This window comes from Krasilnikovia sp. MM14-A1259 (assembly GCF_047159535.1).
Lineage (GTDB): Bacteria > Actinomycetota > Actinomycetes > Mycobacteriales > Micromonosporaceae > Actinoplanes.
In genome coordinates this window covers 6266103-6281733 of record NZ_BAAGAJ010000002.1, presented here as the reverse complement: position 1 = coordinate 6281733, position 15631 = coordinate 6266103, and the positions used below count along the sequence as shown (strand labels likewise).

Below are 15631 nucleotides of genomic sequence, written 5' to 3'. Positions count from 1 at the left end.
CACCAGTGCGCGCCTGCGATCGACTTCACGGAAATCGGGTGCGTAGGACCTTTGCGATATCAACCGAGATCAGCCGTCAACGTGACACTGCCGGAGCCACCCAGACGTGGCTCATGTCAATGCCTGGTCGGCTGCCCGTGCGTCCCGGCCCCGTGCTACCGACGGGACGTCTGCCGGTCCGCGGTCGAGTGCCATGAGCGGGGCCACAGCCAGAGCAGGAGCAGGCCGCAGGCGAGTGCGATCACCGCGGCCATTTTCACCGCGCCGGCCGCCCCGGCTGCCTGCGCCTGGTGGTAGCCGTCGATCACCCGGGCGCGGTCCGCGTCGGATAGGCCGGCGAGCTGGTTCTGGCCCGCTTTCGAGGCGGTCAATGCCTGTCGCAGGTTGTCGATCTGCTCGTCGGTGAGCCCAGCTTGGTGGCCGAGCCGGCTGCCGGTGTTGGTCTGGAACGCACCCGAGGCGGCGGCCAGCAGCGCCACGCCGAGCGAGCCGCCGAGCATGCTGGTGGCCTTGAACAGCCCGGACGCGGTTCCGGCGAGCTCTGGTGGCGGGCCGGCGACCGCGGTGTCGGACAGGGGTGTGGAGAGCAGCCCGATGCCGGTGCCCAGCACCAGCAGGCCGGCCGCGAGCAGCCAGTAGGGCGACGTGGTGGACAGGAAACCGGCGACGAGCGCGCCCAGGGCGATGATGTACATCGCGGACAGGATCGGTCCGCGTGGGCCGTGGTGTTGCCCGATGCGCTGTCCGATCGGGTTGAACACCAGGATGGTGAGCGTGGCGGGGAGCAGCAGGCAGCCTGCGACGAGCGGCGAGTATCCGCGTACGTCCTGCAGGTAGAGCGCGAGTACGAAGGAGATCCCGCCGAAGACGAGGTTCATCACGAGATTCGCGACCAGGGCTCCGTCGAAGTCGCGGGCGTGGAACAGCCGGAGTTCCACCAGCGGGTTGCGGACCCGGGCCTCGATGAGGATGAACGCGACCCACAGTACGGCCGACGCGGCGAAGCACGTGAGGATCAGCGGGGAGCTGAAGCCGTCCTCCTGTCCTGCGGTGCACGCGTACAGGAGGAAGAACGCGGCGAGTGCGCTGGTCAGCAGGCCTGCGACGTCGACGCCGCGGGGTGTCTCGGCGTCACGGGACTCGGGGCAGTACCGCAGTATCAGGTAGAAGGCGACCGCGGCGAGGGGTGCGTTCATCCACAGGATCGCGCGCCAGCCGACGGTGGCGGTGAGCAGTCCGCCGAGGGCCGGGCCTGCGGCCTGGCCGACCCAGGCCACGGCCATCCAGGTGCCGAACGCGCCGGGTTGGCTGTCGCGGTCGAACATGACCGGGATCAGGGCGAGGGTGGCGGGCAGGATCAGGGCCGCGCCGATGCCCATCAACGCGCGGCCGGTGACCAGCCCCGGCAGGCCGGACAGGAACGCGCTGAGCAGTCCGAAGGTGCCGAACACCACGGTGCCGATGAGCAGGACGAGGCGGCGGCCGTACACATCGGAGAAGCGCCCGGCGCTGAGCACGACGACCCCGCAGGCCAGGCTGAACGCGTTGTTCACCCATTGCAGGTCGGTGAGGTCGATGTCGAGTTCCTGGGCGATCGTGGGCAGCACGATCCCGGTGTCCGCGAACGCGAGCCAGACCAGTCCGGCTGCCAGGCAGAGCCCGAACAGCGCGATGCGGCGGTGCGGGACGACCGGAGCAGTGGCGGTCACGTCGACGCGCACCTCTTCAGGACCAGTGCCACGGCCAACGCCCTCGGTTAGGGTTCGACGATGTTGAACATGACGTGAAACTCGTCCAGGCAGCCCAGCAGCTCGGTCAGCGCTGCGGGGTCGCCGTCGATGCGCAGGGCGCCGTTGTTGATGGCCTGCTCGAATGTGGTGTCACCGATGCTGATCTGATCGAGCAGCGCGCGGGTCAAGGTGATGGTGGCGTCCGGGTCGGGCAGGCCGCGGCCGGCCCGGTAGGTGAGGGCGGCGTGCCGCACGGTGACGGCGTAGGTCTGGTCGGTGTCGGTGAACTCCCAGTTGAGTGTGCGGGTGGGTAGCTTGGCGGCCTTGTCGGCGTTGAGGCGGATGCCCAGGTAGTCGAAGTACAGGTCGAGGCTCATGGCGCGGATGGTGTCCGGGGTGGCGACGGTGAGTTCGACGCCGTGGAAGACGCCGTTGCGCAGCTCGTGCGCTCCGGACAGGTAGAGGGAGCGCCAGGTGCCGTTCTCGCACTGGTATCCGAGTTGTTCGAGCGCGTCGGCCTGCAGTTCCCGCGCGGCGGTGTTGGTGGGGTCGGTGAACACGAGGTGGTCGACCAGTTCGGCGACCCACCGGTAGTCGCCGTCGGCGTACGCGGCCCGGGCCTTGTCCAGCAGCGCGTCGGGGCCGCCGGCCAGGTCGACGTAGCGGCGTCCCGCCTCGGTGGGCTGGTGCGGGTTGAGGTGGGCGGGGTTGCCGTCGTAGAAGCCGAGGTATCGCTGGTAGATCGCGCGGACGCCGTGGCTGATCGAGCCGTAGTAGCCGCGCAGGTACCACTTGTCGGCCAGGCCGGGCGGCAGTTCGGTGAGGGTCTCGGCGATCTCCATAGGGGTCAGGCCGTGGTTGATCAGCCGCAGCGTCTGGTCGTGCAGGTACTGGTAGGCGTCGCGGATGTCCTCCAGGTAGCCGCGGATGCGGTCGCTGCCCCAGACCGGCCAGTGGTGGGAGGCGAACACGACGTCGGTACGGTCCGCGAACAGGTCGATGGTCTCGTTGAGGTAGGCCGACCACGCTTTCGCGTCGCGGACCTCGGCGCCACGCAGCGTGAGCAGGTTATGCAGGGTGTGGGTGGCGTTCTCCGCCGCGCACAGGGCCCGGAACTGCGGGAAGTAGAAGTTCATCTCCGCCGGGGCCTCGGTGCCCGGTGTCATCTGGAACTCCAGGTCGACCCCGTCGATCGTGAGCCGGGTGCCGGTCTTGTCGATCAGGTCGGTAGGTGGGATCAGCGTGATCGTGCCCGAGGACACCGCCTTGCCCAGACCGATGTCGACCTGGCCGCGCTCGTTGCGCGGCAGGAAGATCCCGTACTGGAAGTGGGAGCGGCGGCTCATCGCCGTGCCCGCGAAGACGTTCTCCGATACCGCGTTCTCCAAGAATCCGGACGGGGCGTAGATCTTGACCCGGCCGGAGGTGATGTCATCGTCGCTGACCAGGGCACGCACGCCGCCATAGTGGTCGACGTGGCTGTGGGTGTAGATCACCGCCACCACGCGCCGGTCGCCCCGGTGCCTGCGGTACAGGTCCATCGCCGCGGTCGCGGTCTCGGTGGAGATGAACGGGTCGATGACGATGATCCCGGTGTCGCCCTCGACCACGGTGATGTTGGAGATGTCCATCCCGCGCAGCTGATACACCCGGTCTGTCACCTCAAACAGACCGGCGACCCGGTTGAGCTGGGCCTGGCGCCACAGGCTCGGGTTCACCGTCGCCGGCGCCGTGGGAGCGTCCTGGAAGCTGTAGGCGCCGAGGTCCCAGATCGGGAACCCGTTCGGCCGGCGGATCGCCTCGGTCGATGCGGCCTCGACCAGGCCGCGGGACACGTCCTCGAAGTCCTGCCGATCGGAGAAGGGCAGCAGGGCGAGCATGGCTTCGTTACGCGCCCGCGTCGAAGGCTGAGCGTCCTTCGGGCCGGCGGAGGCGGTCTCGGTGATCATGATGTCCGGTCTCCTCGTCCGATTCGATGTCGCGCCCCGGGTCCGGGCGGCCACCGTCGACCGACATCAGGCCCCCAACCCGCCTTCCATCGTGTAGAACTCACGGTGAGGTTGTCCTAAGAACTGCGGTATTGCTGGCATTGCCCGGGGGGCGGTGATGACCGAAGGTCGCGCAGCGGCGCGAGCGCCCGGCCGTGCGGAACCACCGGCGATCGTGTGGTCATGGCCGGACGCCGCACGCGGCCTGGTGTACGCGTTGCCCGCGATCGCGGTCACCAGCGTGAACCCTGCGGCGGGGGTGCCCCTCGCCCTCGGTGTGCTGCCCTCAGCGATCATGCCGTTCCCCGGAACGGCCCGTTCCCGGCCGCTGCTGCTGATCGTCGGCGCCCTGACCGGGGTATCGCTGTTCACGGGTGCGGCGCTCACGCACCTGCCGACCCTCGTGACCGCAGTGACCCTCGTCGCGGTCGTCGCCGCGGCGGCCTGGGCCACGACCCGCGTCGCCGCTGCGCAGCTGCTGCTCGTGCTCGCCGCACCCCTGGTCGCCGTAGGGCTGTCGTACGACGACTGGGCAAGCGCGCTGCGCCTGCTGCTACTCATGGTGCTCGGCGCCGTCTACGCGTGGGCCGTCTCCATGCTGTGGAAACCTCGCCCTCCGCAACCGCGCCCGCAGCGCCCTGTCCCCTCGGCCCCGGCCATGCTCGGCTACGGGTTCTGCCTGGGGACGGCCGCGGCCGTCAGCTACCTCGTCGCCATCGGCCTCGACCTCGACCATCCAGGATGGGCGCCAGCGGCCTGCCTACTCGTCGCCCGACCCGACCCCGACCTGCTGCGCGCCCGCGGCGCGGGACGCGTCCTGTCCGTGATCGTGGGAGCAGCCGCCGCCGTGCTCACCCTCGCCGCGGACGCCGCCAACGGACTGCTCGCCGTCCTCACAGGTGTCGTGATCTCCGCGGCTGCCGCCACCCACGCCAGCCGCTGGTACATCACCTCGGCGTTCACCACATACCTGGTGTTCCTGCTCCTGCTGGGCGACCACCCAAACCAGGCCGGCCAGAAATTCACCGAACGCGTCGCCGAGACCGTCCTCGGCGTCACGCTCGCGGTCCTCAGCGAGCCCGCCCGACGCCCGTGGTTCCGGATCAGCCGCGCCAGCGCCGAGGCAGCACACTGATCCAGAAACATCCGAAGCCTTGCGACTGCTGAAGCGTCCGTGAGTAGCTGTCTCTCAACCTGTTTCCGCAGCTAGCACGAATCTGGTTGCCGCGGGCGCGTCCCAGGCGTTCGGATCGCCGTCACGGTGACGGCGATCCGAACGACCGCGAAGCCGGGTGTGCGGTGGGGCGGGGCGTGGTGTCCACGCTGCACAGCTCGCAGGAGTCGCCGCGGCGTAGCACGTCGAGATCAGCCCGGGTCGCCAGCCGGGTCGCGCTGTGCCGCTCGGTATCGACCGACGTCCCGCTCCTCGACCCGTGATCGAAGTCGTGCCAGAACATTCCACACCCGGACTAGGTGCAGGCGTACGCGAGCGGGTGCCCGCACCGGGTGGCGAACAGCCCCAGCCGCCGATGTAGCCCTGCGGGTTCGCAGGATCAGTCACCCCGTGATCAGTCATCGCCGCTCACGGCGGGTTAACACTCCCGTTGTTAACCCGCAGTCGTCAGTGCTCGTCTGCGCCTCGGTGGGGCAGGGCGTGGTGTCCGGGCTGCGCACCTTCCAGGCATCGCCGCGGCGACAGCAGCAGCCGGCCGGCCTCGGCGAGCGTGGCCTGCACCTGATCCAACGCGGCATGCACCCCGGCCGCCTCCAGGCCCGGCGCCCCCTGGGCCACCGCGTCCGACAACTGCCCCCGGAGCACCGCGAGCTGCACCTCCGCCACGAGCAACAGGGCGGCAACCTCCGGGTCACACCGATCCGGCTGCACCACCTCACCGTAAGCCCGTGTGGCAGATCCCGTCCGGCCCGATCGGCGCGTTCCGCGTGTGGGCCAGGAGGTGCCTTCGGGCTGCCGTCACTGTGTGCAAGATCGGGGCAGCTTCCGTCCGAGCGTTGCGCCACGATCAGAACGTTGCGGTCCGTTGCCGTGTTTGCGATGGGCGCAGGCGGGTACCGGACGAACGTGACATTGCGGAAGTTGGCAGCCGATGTCGAGGCGGTCCGTGGGGCGGTGGCCTCCGAGGTGCTGCCGCCGCAGGATGATCCGCTGCTGGCAGCGGTGCGGGCGGCACACGTTCGGCTGATGGCGGCTGACCAGGAGATTCGACTGCTGTTGGCCTATGGACGCCGGTTCGTCTATCCGCACCCCTATACGTTGGGCGAGCTGGCATCGGTGTCCGGGATGTCGGTGTCGGGGGTGCGGACCGCGTTCGGCGCCGACGACGTGCGCAAGGTTTCGCAGGCCACCGGTCTGGAACCGGCACCGGATGGCCCGCAAGGCGATTGAGGTGACGCCCGTGATGACCGACACCTGCACCGAGCCCGGTCAGATCATGGTCATGGTGCGCGGCGAGATCGACATGGCGGTCTGCGACGACCTGGCGGGCGTGTTGCGGGACGCGATCGGCAGAACGCCGGACGGCCAGGCGGTGGTGGTGGACCTCTCGCAGACCTCGTTCCTGGACTGCGCGGGCATCCGGACGCTCCTGGATAGCCGCCGCGCGGCGACGACAGCCGGCGACGGTTTCCGGGTAATCGGTGCCTCTGGCCTGGTTGCGCGGGTGCTCGGGGCGACCGGCGTGCTGGCGACCTTGACTCACCGGTGCGGTGAATGACCGCTGGGGTGGCACAAGGCAGCGGGCATCACTGCCGCGGCACCAGCGACAGCCAACCCCGAGCACCACGCCCGCCACTGGTCATGCCGCGAGCGTACGACCGACCCGAACCCGATCTTGAAATTCAAGGACAGGCACTGAGTGACAGGCGACGTCCCGTGATGCCGCTGACCGCCGGTTGCCTTCATGGCATCACGCTGGGTAACCAGAGACCCAGGGCTGGGCTTGAGCGGCAAGACGCCATGAAGGCGAGCCTGGGCCCCAGGCCGTGGCGACGTCACGGCCGGTTCCCTGGTGTCTGAGTGCAGCGCAGGTCTCGGATGTGGCCATGGGCGATTTCCAGGCGTTTGGTCAGGTCAGCATTGGCTTCACGGAGTTGCTTGATGCGGTGCAAAGCGGTGTCGAGGCGTCGGCGCAGTGACGCCTCGCTGGCGGGGTGCGGGGTGGTCCGTGCGGTTTGTGTGGTGTGGCGGCGCAGGCTGGTGATGGCGGCGATGAGGTCAGTCTGGGTGTAGAGCCAGGATCGGGACACGCCGGCGGCGCGGGCTATTCCCGCGACGGTGGCAGGCTGGCCGGCGTGTTGGGCGTGGCAGATTGCGGCTTCGGCTTGGCGGCGGGCTCGGGCGGTGCGGCGGTGTCCGGCCTCGCGCAGCGCGTGGGTGTTGTCAGCCGGCGGCATCAAGGTCCTCCAGCCGTCCGCCCGCGACGATCTGATCGTTGGTCGCGGTTTCGAGGACGTCGATGATGGTGTCGAGACGGCCCAGGGTGCGCCGATTCTTTTCCGCGACCCGGGCCAGCCCGGATGCCTCGGCGTCGCTGATCAGCGCGGCGGTTTCGGTGCGGTGGCGGCGGTGCTGGTCGAGGAAGTCCGCCGTGGTGATGAAGAACTGGCAGTCCAGGCACGGGTTGGCGTATTCGCAGTCGGTCTGGATGGGGGCGCCACAGTACCCGTTGGGCAGGGTCACCTTGGCGCGGACCATGCTGAGCCGGCTCCACGACGCGTCGGCCAGCGGGTGATCTTGGTCGATCGTGACGGCTTGGCCGTCGGCGTTGACCTTCACTGCGGATTCCCAGTGCCGGCGCACCGTCTTGTTGTGGATGCGTGCGTAGACCGCCGTCATTTCCGGGGACATGTGGTCGAGCAGTTGCTGGACCACATGCTGGGGCACGTTGGCGTTGATCAGTCGGGTTCCCAGCGTGTGTCGGAACTGGTGCGCGGTGACCCGCACCGGGTTACCGGCCTCGTCGGTGAGATTGAGCCGTTGCAGCCACCGGCGGCTGTGCTCGCGCCAGTAGCTGTCCGACAGGGCGGTGGAGCCGTCCAGGTTGGCCTGGTGCGCGGGGAACAGCCAGGGGCTGCCCTGCGGGAAACGCCGTCGTACCCGTTCCTGCTGGGCGGCGATCTCCCCGGCCAAGGCCTGTGAGATGGGGAAGTACGCGTGGCGTCGCATCTTGCGGTTGATCCACAACAGGTAAGGTGCGCCGTCGTTGTCCCGGCTGACACAGTCCAGGGGCAGCCAGCGGGCGTCCTTGAGCCGCAGGCCGCAGGCGATGAGGATCTGCAGCAGCACCCGGCCGTCGTCGCGGTCGAACTTGGCCACGTTGTCGGGATGCTCGAGTTGCCGCATCACGAACTCGGGGATGAACCGCGGTGCCGGTCGTAGGCGGCGGGGCGTGTCATCGGCGATCACGGCGCTACGCGGCAGGTCCGGCAGCCAGCCGTGGCGGTGCGCGTCCCGCAGGAACATCCCGACGGAGCGAATCGTGCGCGCCCGCGAGTAGTCACTGGGCTGCACGGCGTTCAGGGCCGCGAGCCAGTCTTCGATGCGGTCCCTGGTCACCTGCGACGCCGGCCCGGTCGCGGGTAGCCAGGCGGCGAACACTGCCACCGACTGGATGTTGATCTTCACTTGGGCCGAGGAGACACCTCGGCTGAGTCGGCCGCGAGCCCACCGCTTGGTCGCGGTCTTGAGCCAGGCCTGCGGGATGCCCTCGAAGTGCAGGTACCGGGTCTGGGGGGTGCGGATGTTGACGATGAACAGGTCCCACCGGTCGCGGGGGTACTGGTCGGCCCACGGGTCGTCACTGACCAGCAGGGAGTGCAGCCGCAGTCGGGTGTCCAGCAGGAACGCCAGCCCACCCTCGTTGGTGGGGTTGACCACGCAGGTGCCGACGTGCGCCCGCCACTGCTGCTCGTCGTAGTCCAGCAGGCTGTGCACGCTTGCCCGCTTCAGGTAGCTCAGGGCGCTGGTGACGACTCGCGGCGGTGTCCTCTTCTTCGCCTCATCGTGGCGGCACTGCAACCCGAACTGCGCCTCCAACGTCAACTGCCGAGACAGGCCGGCAAAGCTGATCCGCGGGTCACCGCCACGGGAGAGTTCAGTCAGCCAATCGTCGAGGTCGGGCTTCCGACGCGCTCGCCACCGGGCCTCATGCTTGCGGCACAGACCGTTCGTCAGGCCTTCCGCCCAGCGCCCGCAATCAGGGAACCGGCAGTCCCGTTCGCCGCCTGCCGGTGGCAGATACGTCACCTCGGCGAGGAACTCGGTAATCGTGCGCCCGCGCGGGCGGTAATGCGCCTCGAACGCCCGACCGTGGCGGTGGCACACCGTCCACGCCTTCGCAGACCGGTTACAGCCCCGCACCGCGCACGCCTCGATCTGCGTCAGCCGGCGAATTCGCTCGCGGGTGCGCACGTCCTCGACCGTCACCCACGCGTCCATCGCGGAACCCGACGGCTTACCCGCCCGTGTCCACTTGTCGTAATGGCCCCCACAGAGCCGCTTGATCGGCTGCGACAGCGCCACCACGCAGGACGGGATCCGACACACACCGCTGTAGAACACCGAGGATTCCCGGCTGGGCAAGTAAACCTCACCGCGGAACTCCGGCCGCACCACCTCCATCAACCTTTCCAGCAGGCCGGTCGAGGAACCCACCCGGGTGTGCGTGACGCTCACCTCGTCACCGTCGCCGAGTCGAACATGCCGGCCGCCTGAAGTACCCGCCGGTGATCAGCAACCGTCAAGTGGGCGTAGGTCTGCGCGGTCGTCTGCGACGACGAGTGACCAAGCAGATCGGCGACCACCTCAATCGGCACCCCGGCCCGCAGCAGCCGCGTGGCGAACGAATGCCGCAGCGCATGCGGCGTGAACCCGGCGATGCCGGTGTCCCTGCGCAGCCGGCCCGCCAGCTTCTCCACCGTCGAGTCGGTCATCGGGACGCCGACCGGCGGCCGGAACAGGTTGACGAACACGTAGTCGCTGTCCACGCGGCCGTACTCGAACTCCATGTAGCTGGCGTAGGCGTCGAACACCACCGCGCCTGCGGGCACAACTCGGAACCGCAGACCCTTGACCCTCGCCTGGTTAGCGTTGTCGACCCGCGGCACGACGTGCACCTCCCCCTGACGCAGCCGAAGATCCCTGTGCCGCAATCCCAGCGCTTCGCCAAGCCGCAGCCCCGTCTCAGACAACAGCAAGATCAAAAACCGGTCGCGGCGCCGACGACACGAGCCCAGCAACCGACGTACCTGCGCTTCCGTCAATGCCGGCGGCGGGGTTCTGAGCGTCGGCACGTTGATCGGGCTGCGCTGCTCCCGCCACGGCCCGCCTCGCCGGGTGTGCGCCAACATCGGGATGAACGCCCCCGTCGCTCGGGGCCCCACCACCTGGCCGAAGACCGCAGGAACCGACCCATCGCGCCGGCCATGGAAGGCGAAGAACGCGGTCAGCGTCGACCGCTTGCGCCGCAGCGTGCTGTTCGAGACCCTCGACGGCACTGCGGGAAGAAGGAACACGCCCCGCGGCCGCGCCGCAACCGGCCGGCGAAGCCAAGCGAAGAACTCCGCCACCGCGTCGATATCCACATCGCGGTACGAGCGGCCCGAGATGTCCAACCACTCGACGAAGTCACGCAGGTCATGCGCGTACGCGGCGACCGTGTTCGGCGACCGACCCACAGAGGTCAGCCACCGCAGGAACACCTCGACCGGCACCACCGGCAGGCCATCACCCCCGACCACCGTGTAGGAGACCGCGTCGTCCGGCACCTGGCGGAGCCGCTGCACCCGCGGAACACCGACCATCTGCCCGAGCCCTCCCGTCAAGGACACTTCACCGACCGTGTCCACCACGGGAGAGGCGTCATGCCCACAGGAACGACTCAGACATGCTGGACGAAACCAGCAAGTACCAGATAATGCGCCGACAAGAGATCATGGTCCGTGCTACGGGACGCGGGCGCGCCGCGCGGCCCCGAACCGCGACGCTCACGCTGCCGCAGAACCAGGATGAATTGCAGCCGATGCAACAGCCGACCGGCGGCCCGAACGTCGGACAGGGACCGGTTCCGGTTGCGGCCATCCCGGCCGCCCTGCGCTCCGTCGAGGCTGTACCGCAGGCGCCGGCTGAGTTGCCCGCTGATCTGCATCTGCACGCCGTGGAGTCCCCGGCCGACCTGTGCGGTCCGCTGGTCCGCAGCGTGCCGCGGCCCGAGCGGCGCAAGCCGCGGTGATCAGGTCGCCGGGCCGCTGCGCCGGGTCGCGCGGTGCGATCATGCGTACATCCTTTGAGCCGCAATGGTCATCAGGCCGTCTAGCTGCGGCTTGTTGTGGACGTGTCCAGGTCGCGGCTCGATGCTCGCTAGTTTGCCGCTGATGGCCGCGGACCGTGGGGCCGATGCCTCGGGCGGTTGCGCCTGATCCGCGAAGATCGCAAACCATGCGGATGATGCGGATGCGGTGCGATTGATCTCTAGGCTGCACGGATGCGCACGCACACTCGACTCTGGTTGGCTCCCGCGATCGGTGCCGGGTTCGGCGCCGTCACCGCGGTGGTCGACAACATTCCCGGGATGCAGGGCGTGGTCGGCCAAGCGCATAGCGAGGACGGCGCGGTCACCTGGACGGCCGTCTACTTCAGCAAACACCTCGACACCGGCTGGTCGTGGGCCGCGTTGGGTTTCCTTCTGGGCTTGCTGTCGAGTGCTGGAGCCCGCCCAGCCCGGGCGGCAGCTCTGGGGGCGGTCGCGAGCGTGGTGGGGCTCGTCTTCGCCACCGTGGGGTTCTATGGGATGGAGCCGCTAGTCGGTACCAGTCATGACCGATTCTTCATCACGTACTGGTTGATGGGATCAGTGGTTTGCGGCTTCCGCTTGGCGTTCTCGGTGCCACGGCACGCCGTAGCAGTGTGCTCGGTTTGATCGCGGCCTTGACGATCCCCGTCGGCGCGGCGACGCAGATGGTGGTCTTCCCGTTGTGGCAGGGATTGCGGGGCGAGAGTTCCGCGGATGCCTGGGCGCAGGCGACGGTGTGGGTGGGCGCCATCGCGGGTGCAGTGCTCGTGGTCGTTCGATACGGCCGCCTGTTGCTGGCTCGAGGCCATCCAGCTCGCTACTCCGAGTTGTCCTCAGACCTTGTGACGCAGGGCCGCGCGGCCGGCGCAGAGCACGATCCCGCTCCGGTCGGGGTGGCGCCGACGACAACACCCGGATAACACGATCGTGGCCGGTCAGAAGCCCGCCGCGAGCGATGCATCGGCTACGTCAAGGACTGGTGCAGGAGTAGCGGGTGCCGGGTGCCGGGTGCCGGGTGCACCGAAGATTGGCCCTGTTTGGGTGCCTGTCGCTGGGCAGAATGCCGCCCCCTGTCGGGGCGTATCAATATCTATAGATCACGCAAGGATCACGCAAACGTCCACAAGGGACATGAAAAAGGCTCTGATCCGGCATAAAATGCCTGATCAGAGCCTTGATCAAATGTGCGCCGCGTAGGACTTGAACCTACAACCCGCGGATTAAGAGTCCGCTGCTCTGCCAGTTGAGCTAGCGGCGCTCGCTGACAACGTCGGAAACGATAGCACGGGCCGGAACCCCCACTCCAACGGGTATCCCCACATGATCGGCCCGGCCACGTCATCCACAACCGGCCCACACATCTTGCATGGATCAGGCAAGATGTCCGCGCAAGGTCGAGAACGGGGATGACATGGGTGGCAGGCGGCACTCGCTGGTGGCGGTCGGGGTCGTGGCGGTGTTCGCCCTGACCGCATGCACGGGCGGCGCGGAGGCCGCCCGCGACCCGAAGGCGTCGAGCGCGCCCCCGGCACCCGCGCCGAAGGACGTGGCGGCGACGACCCCGCTCGCGCTCACGGTCACCCCAGAGACCGGCAAGAAGGACCTTCCGGTCAGCACGGAGATCGGGCTCAAGCTCGCCGGCGGCACGGTCAAGACCGTCACGCTGCGCGACGCGAAGGGCGGCTCCGTCGCGGGCGAGCTGCGCGCGGACGGTTCGGCCTGGGTGCCCGCCAAGCCTCTCAAGCACAAGCAGCAGTACGCGGCGACCGTCACCGCCGCGGGCCCGGACGGCGCCACGACGACCGCGACGACCTCGTTCACCACGATGGCCGAGCCCGCCCGCCGCACGGGTACGGGACTGTACTTGTTCGACGACCACACCTACGGGGTGGCGATGCCGGTGGTGGCCGAGTTCAGCCCCGGCATCAAGAAGAAGGATCGGGCCACCGTACAGAAGCGGATGTTCGTGCGGACCGACCCGCCGCAGCCCGGCACCTGGTCGTGGACGTCGAGCGGCACCCAGGCCTACTACCGTGCGCCGAAGTACTGGCAGCCGGGCACCCGGCTCGACGTACGCATCGCGGTGGGTGGCCTGCCGACCGGCGGCGGACGATACGGCGACCAGGACCGCTCCGCGACCTCGAAGATCGGTCGCAGCTTCGTCATGAAGGTGGAGAACAAGACGAAGAAGATGACGGTGCTACAGGACGACAAGGTGGTCCGGACCATGCCGGTGAGCCTGGGCAAGCCGAGCACCCCGTCGTCGAGCGGCACGATGGTCGTGATGGACAAGCACACGTCGACGGTGTTCGACACGACGGACACCGACGGCGCGAACGGCTACAAGATGACCATCGACTACGCACAGCGACTGACCTGGAGCGGTCAGTACATTCACTCGGCCCCCTGGTCGGTCGGTGCCCAAGGTCACCGCAACGTTTCGCACGGCTGTGTCAACGTCTCTCCGTCGAACGCCCGGTGGCTGTTCGACCACACCCTGATCGGAGATCCGATCACTGTGCACGGCACGGGCGACAAGCTGGTCCAGGGCAACGGCTGGACCGCATGGGATCTGAGCTGGGAAAACTTCGCCAAGGGCAGTGCGCTCCCGGTTCCTTCGAATCTGGGGTGACCTGAACGGCTCCCGGTTGGGCACACATGTGCCACCGCGCGGCCGAATGGGAGTTCGGGGCAGGTTTGCACGGCTGTCCCGTTCGTCGCGGCACGAAACCGGGATTGGTGGCCTGGCATTCATGAGAGAGGATGGGCCCCGGACGACATCACGGTGGGGAGATCATGGGAACGAGTGGAGTTCGGTCGACGGGCTTGGATACAGCCCGCCCGGCCGCCCGCGCCGGCAGACGGCCGTGGCGGGTTGCAGCGGCCGCGTTGACGGCCGGCCTCGTCCTGCTGAGCGCAGGATGCAGCGACGACAAGTCGCCGTCCTGGCAGGGCGGCTCTCAGGGAGGCGGCGGCAACGCCCCGTCTCCGGCTCCGACCCAGAGCACCGTAGCAGTGACCTCGCCCGCGCCGGACGCCAAGGACGTCGAGGCGGTGGCGGACATCAAGTACACCAGCGAGGACCCGCAGAACACCAGCGTCGAGGTCAAGGCTGGCGACGGCAGCGTGATCAAGGGTGAGCTGGACAAGGACGCGAAGGTCTTCCACCCGGAGAAGGCGCTGAGCTACGGCACCACGTACACCGTGACCGTGACCGGCACCGCCAAAGAGGGCAAGGGCGGCACGACGTCGTCCACGTTCACGACGATGGCGAAGCCCTCGAAGCAGGTGCGGGTCTCCAGCTTCCTCGGCGACGGCCAGGTGGTCGGGGTGGGCATGCCGCTGATCGTGCGCTTCGGCCGGTCCGTACCGGAGAAGTACCGCGACGACGTCGAGAAGCGGATGACGGTCACGTCGAAGCCCGAGCAGGAGGGCACCTGGAGCTGGATCAGCCCCACCGAGATCCACTACCGGCCCAAGACGTACTGGAAGCCGTACAGCGAAGTCTCCTACCAGGTCCAGCTCACGGGCGTACCCATGGGTGACGGCTGGTATGGCCGCTCCGATATGGGCGTCAACGTGAAGATCGGCCGGGGGTTCGTGATGACGGTCGAGAACAAGACGAAGCAGATGACGGTCCGCCAGGACGGCAAGGTCATCAACACCATCCCGGTGAGCCTGGGCAAGCCGAGCACCCCGTCGTCGAGCGGCACGATGGTCGTCATGGAGAAGAAGGAACACACCGTCTTCGACACGATGGAGGAGCTCGGCCCGGAGAAGGGCTACCGCACCGACATCGACTTCGCGCAGCGGATCACGTGGAGCGGGCAGTTCATCCACGCGGCGAAGTGGTCCGAGGGCGTCCAGGGCAAGACCAACGTGTCGCACGGCTGTGTCAACGTCAGCGAGAAGATGGCCAAGTGGCTCTTCGACCGCACGATGATGGGCGACCCGGTCACGGTCAGCGGCACCGGCAGCCCGCTGAAGAACGGCAACGGCTGGACCGACTGGAACATGAGCTGGTCGCAGTACAAGCAGGGCAGTGCGTTGTCCTGACCCCTGACAGCATCGCGGGCCCCGGTCGTCACACGGCCGGGGCCCGCGCCGTTCCGGCCGGCCCACCCCGACGGCACCTACGCTGAGCTGATGCCGCGGTCACTCATCGCTGTCGTGCTCCTGGTTGCGCTGGCCGGATGCTCGGGTGGGCCCGCCACCCCGCCGGCCCCCACGACCGCATCACCCAGCGCCGGCACCGTCGCGGATGACCCGCCCGGAACGGTGACCTGCGGAAAGCTGACCCGGGCGATCGCGGATGGGACGCTCATGCAGCCGGGAGTCGTCGACGACATCGTCGCGGCCAGCGCGACCGCGGACGCCCCGGTCGCGGATGCGGCACGACGGCTGGGTGAGGCGTACGAGGCGGCCGTGGCGGTGCACGGGACCGACCGGGAGCCGGACGCGGTGGCTGCCGTCAGCGCGGCGGCCTCGGAGATGTCCAAGGTGTGCGAGGACTCAGGTCTGGAGACCGTCGGCTGAACCGGCGACCGCGCCCGCGTGCAGCCCAGGCCCGGACCGGCGCGCTGAAAATGAAAAGGCCCGGACCAGT

At 68.5% G+C, this 15631-nt stretch carries 14 protein-coding genes and 1 tRNA gene; 8 read left to right on the top strand and 7 right to left on the bottom strand.

Features of this window, described 5'->3' with window-relative positions; genetic code table 11:
• Positions 1–155: 155 nt before the first annotated feature.
• Together ACMCNK_RS28555 and ACMCNK_RS28550 are read right to left on the bottom strand one after the other, a co-directional pair.
• Positions 156–1709: an MFS transporter gene (locus ACMCNK_RS28555; protein WP_412739429.1), complete on the bottom strand. Its 1554-nt coding sequence runs from the start codon at positions 1707–1709 to the stop codon at positions 156–158.
• Between the two features lie 47 nt (positions 1710–1756).
• On the bottom strand, positions 1757–3679 hold the full coding sequence (locus ACMCNK_RS28550) for an alkyl/aryl-sulfatase (RefSeq protein WP_412739428.1): 1923 nt from the start codon (positions 3677–3679) through the stop codon (positions 1757–1759).
• A 157-nt stretch (positions 3680–3836) separates the two neighbouring features.
• Between ACMCNK_RS28550 and ACMCNK_RS28545 the strand changes: the two genes are divergently transcribed.
• Positions 3837–4853 (top strand): FUSC family protein, encoded by a 1017-nt coding sequence (locus ACMCNK_RS28545; protein WP_412739427.1) that lies wholly within the window; start codon positions 3837–3839, stop codon positions 4851–4853.
• A gap of 486 nt (positions 4854–5339) precedes the next feature.
• On the opposite strand, the gene ACMCNK_RS28540 is transcribed toward ACMCNK_RS28545, so the two are convergent.
• The gene (locus tag ACMCNK_RS28540; RefSeq protein ID WP_412739426.1) at positions 5340–5603 is read right to left on the bottom strand and encodes a hypothetical protein; all 264 of its coding nucleotides are present in this window, start codon (positions 5601–5603) and stop codon (positions 5340–5342) included.
• A gap of 195 nt (positions 5604–5798) precedes the next feature.
• Here ACMCNK_RS28540 and ACMCNK_RS28535 point away from each other — a divergent pair, with 195 nt between their 5' ends.
• Complete coding sequence (locus ACMCNK_RS28535) at positions 5799–6122, top strand: hypothetical protein (RefSeq protein WP_412739425.1); 324 nt, start codon at positions 5799–5801, stop codon at positions 6120–6122.
• Positions 6123–6135: 13 nt separating this feature from the next.
• Positions 6136–6450, top strand: coding sequence for an STAS domain-containing protein (locus ACMCNK_RS28530; protein WP_412741024.1), 315 nt, complete (start codon positions 6136–6138; stop codon positions 6448–6450).
• Between the two features lie 277 nt (positions 6451–6727).
• Here the strand turns inward: ACMCNK_RS28530 and ACMCNK_RS28525 are convergent, their stop codons facing one another.
• From ACMCNK_RS28525 to ACMCNK_RS28515, 3 genes are read right to left on the bottom strand one after another with little or no spacing between them, the layout of a single operon-like run.
• On the bottom strand, positions 6728–7129 hold the full coding sequence (locus tag ACMCNK_RS28525) for a DUF6262 family protein (RefSeq protein ID WP_412739424.1): 402 nt from the start codon (positions 7127–7129) through the stop codon (positions 6728–6730).
• A complete protein-coding gene (locus ACMCNK_RS28520) occupies positions 7116–9410 on the bottom strand; it encodes a tyrosine-type recombinase/integrase (RefSeq protein WP_412739423.1) in 2295 nt (764 codons plus the stop codon). The genes ACMCNK_RS28525 and ACMCNK_RS28520 overlap by 14 nt, the downstream gene beginning before the upstream one ends.
• Positions 9407–10585 carry a tyrosine-type recombinase/integrase gene (locus tag ACMCNK_RS28515; protein ID WP_412739422.1) on the bottom strand — a complete coding sequence of 393 codons (1179 nt, stop codon included), beginning with the start codon at positions 10583–10585 and terminating at the stop codon, positions 9407–9409. The genes ACMCNK_RS28520 and ACMCNK_RS28515 overlap by 4 nt, the downstream gene beginning before the upstream one ends.
• Positions 10586–10620: 35 nt before the next feature.
• Here ACMCNK_RS28515 and ACMCNK_RS28510 point away from each other — a divergent pair, with 35 nt between their 5' ends.
• Positions 10621–10965 carry a hypothetical protein gene (locus ACMCNK_RS28510; RefSeq protein WP_412739421.1) on the top strand — a complete coding sequence of 115 codons (345 nt, stop codon included), beginning with the start codon at positions 10621–10623 and terminating at the stop codon, positions 10963–10965.
• A gap of 252 nt (positions 10966–11217) precedes the next feature.
• On the top strand, positions 11218–11652 hold the full coding sequence (locus ACMCNK_RS28505) for a hypothetical protein (RefSeq protein WP_412739420.1): 435 nt from the start codon (positions 11218–11220) through the stop codon (positions 11650–11652).
• A 558-nt stretch (positions 11653–12210) separates the two neighbouring features.
• Here ACMCNK_RS28505 and ACMCNK_RS28500 read toward each other — a convergent pair.
• Positions 12211–12283, bottom strand: a tRNA-Lys gene (locus ACMCNK_RS28500).
• Between the two features lie 153 nt (positions 12284–12436).
• Between ACMCNK_RS28500 and ACMCNK_RS28495 the strand changes: the two genes are divergently transcribed.
• The 3 genes from ACMCNK_RS28495 to ACMCNK_RS28485 all read left to right on the top strand — a co-directional run bounded on the left by ACMCNK_RS28495 (position 12437) and on the right by ACMCNK_RS28485 (position 15561).
• Entirely contained in the window at positions 12437–13657 is a 1221-nt protein-coding gene (locus tag ACMCNK_RS28495; RefSeq protein ID WP_412739419.1) for an Ig-like domain-containing protein, read from the top strand.
• Positions 13658–13821: 164 nt separating this feature from the next.
• On the top strand, positions 13822–15081 hold the full coding sequence (locus ACMCNK_RS28490; RefSeq protein WP_412739418.1) for a L,D-transpeptidase: 1260 nt from the start codon (positions 13822–13824) through the stop codon (positions 15079–15081).
• Between the two features lie 90 nt (positions 15082–15171).
• On the top strand, positions 15172–15561 hold the full coding sequence (locus ACMCNK_RS28485) for a hypothetical protein (RefSeq protein ID WP_412739417.1): 390 nt from the start codon (positions 15172–15174) through the stop codon (positions 15559–15561).
• Positions 15562–15631 lie beyond the last annotated feature (70 nt).

What these genes read in the sequence shown, in the direction of transcription:
- ACMCNK_RS28490 (WP_412739418.1), top strand. Translation starts at nt 13,822, where the DNA reads ATGGGAACGAGTGGAGTTCGGTCGACGGGCTTGGATACAGCCCGCCCG.
- ACMCNK_RS28525 (WP_412739424.1), bottom strand. Translation starts at nt 7,129, where the DNA reads ATGCCGCCGGCTGACAACACCCACGCGCTGCGCGAGGCCGGACACCGC.
- ACMCNK_RS28545 (WP_412739427.1), top strand. Translation starts at nt 3,837, where the DNA reads ATGACCGAAGGTCGCGCAGCGGCGCGAGCGCCCGGCCGTGCGGAACCA.
- ACMCNK_RS28510 (WP_412739421.1), top strand. Translation starts at nt 10,621, where the DNA reads ATGCTGGACGAAACCAGCAAGTACCAGATAATGCGCCGACAAGAGATC.
- ACMCNK_RS28495 (WP_412739419.1), top strand. Translation starts at nt 12,437, where the DNA reads ATGGGTGGCAGGCGGCACTCGCTGGTGGCGGTCGGGGTCGTGGCGGTG.
- ACMCNK_RS28485 (WP_412739417.1), top strand. Translation starts at nt 15,172, where the DNA reads ATGCCGCGGTCACTCATCGCTGTCGTGCTCCTGGTTGCGCTGGCCGGA.
- ACMCNK_RS28550 (WP_412739428.1), bottom strand. Translation starts at nt 3,679, where the DNA reads ATGATCACCGAGACCGCCTCCGCCGGCCCGAAGGACGCTCAGCCTTCG.
- ACMCNK_RS28530 (WP_412741024.1), top strand. Translation starts at nt 6,136, where the DNA reads ATGACCGACACCTGCACCGAGCCCGGTCAGATCATGGTCATGGTGCGC.
- ACMCNK_RS28505 (WP_412739420.1), top strand. Translation starts at nt 11,218, where the DNA reads ATGCGCACGCACACTCGACTCTGGTTGGCTCCCGCGATCGGTGCCGGG.